Origin of the sequence: Hyella patelloides LEGE 07179 (assembly GCF_900659865.1) — a bacterium.
GTDB lineage: Bacteria > Cyanobacteriota > Cyanobacteriia > Cyanobacteriales > Xenococcaceae > Hyella > Hyella patelloides.
Genome location: NZ_LR214279.1, coordinates 1 through 1,781 on the forward strand (window position 1 = coordinate 1; position 1,781 = coordinate 1,781).

Genomic DNA, 1,781 nt, shown 5'->3' on the forward strand with positions numbered 1-1,781 from the left:
TAGAAGCCAGCGAACGTCCCGTAAATTTAGGCGACAGACAGGCATACCTCTTAACCTATAACGGACAAATTCCTGCACCTCGCTTAGAAGCCAAACCAGGGGACAAGGTTCGCATTCACTTTACTAATAACCTTGAGCAACCCACCAATATTCATTATCACGGGTTACATATTCCGCTCACAGGTAATGCTGATAATGTTTTCCTGAAAATTGAACCAGGAAAAAAACTAACCTACGAATTTCCAATCCCTGACAATCATCCATCGGGAACATTTTGGTATCATCCTCATCTACACGGCTTGGTTGCTGAACAACTATTTGGTGGGTTAGCAGGTTTATTTATCGTGCGTGGTGAGTTAGATGAAATTCCTGAAATCAAAGCAGCCCAAGAAGAATGGATGGTACTGCAAGACTTTTCTATTGATGATAGAGGAAGACGTTCATCCTCAGCGCATATGTCCTTAATGATGGGAAGAGAAGGGAATGTAATTGCTGTAAATGGTCGAGTAAATCCTAATATCTCGTTACCTACTAACGGATTGTTGCGTTTACGCATTCTCAATGCTTCCCCCTCCCGTTTTTACCGATTGGCTTTGGAAGATCATTCCTTTTATCAGATTGCCACCGATGGTAATAGCTTAAGCGAACCAATAGAAGTAAATGAATTACTCCTAACACCAGGACAAAGAGCCGATGTTTTGATAAGGGGAGACAAAGAATCGGGACAATATCGCTTACTCAATTTACCCTATGACCGAGGCAGTATGGGCATGATGGGTGGTGGAATGATGGGTGGTGGAGGCATGATGGGCAGAAATGACCGCGATGAACCTATAGCTTTAGCGACGCTTCACTACGAATCTGTTGTAGAATCTCTTCCTCTCCCAACCAAACTTACATCTATCTCTGCCTTGTCAGAACCTCAGACAGTGAGATGGTTTGAACTCAATCACGGTATGAGTCCTGCGGTGGGAATGGCTTTTTTAATCAATGGTGAACCTTATAGTGGAGATCGCCTTCATACTCAAGTCAAGCTAAATACAGTAGAAGATTGGGAACTAGCCAATACAGGAGTGATGGATCATCCCTTTCACATTCACGGCAATGCTTTTCAAGTTATTAGTCGTAACGGAACACCAGAATCATTACTGGCTTGGCGAGATACAGTGCTAGTAAAAAGAGGTGAAACCGTTCGCATTCGCATTCCCTTCCGCGATTTTGCAGGGAAAACCGTCTATCACTGTCATGTTCTCGATCATGAAGATTTAGGCATGATGGGAAATTTGATGATTAATGCTTAGTAGTGCGCTCCGTAAGCTATTGCTATTACAGAAGACACAATCTTTCTTCAAACAAGAAATGTAACTTCCAGATAAATCTACTTGACTCTCTACCCAACTAGAGAGTTTAAGCTGATTTTAGAACCAAACAAACTAAACATAAATCATGACCATACAACTAAAAGTTCCTGATATGGCTTGTCTATCACGGATACCGCTTCGCATATGGTGCTTGCGCTAAAACCATCACTTCTCCCGATTCACAATCTAGATTCAATGGCTTCAGTCAAAGCAGATACCAAAACTAAGCAGGTAACAGTCGAAACCCAAGCATCTCTTGCATCTGTAAGAGATGTAATTACATCGGCTGGTTTCAATCCCACTTAAATACATCGCTTCAGTTATCAATCATGAATTCAACTTCTACCAAAAATTTAGAGAGTGCCAATCTCAAACTCAGGGGCATGAGTTGTGCTTCTTGTGCCATTCGTATAGAGGAGG

Annotated in this window: 1 protein-coding gene; it reads left to right on the forward strand. The window is 42.1% G+C overall.

What is annotated here, in order from left to right; genetic code table 11:
* Positions 1 to 1,301 (forward strand): multicopper oxidase family protein (locus tag H1P_RS33105; RefSeq protein WP_144875704.1); only part of this gene is annotated, 1,301 nt, incomplete at its 5' end.
* Positions 1,302 to 1,781 lie beyond the last annotated feature (480 nt).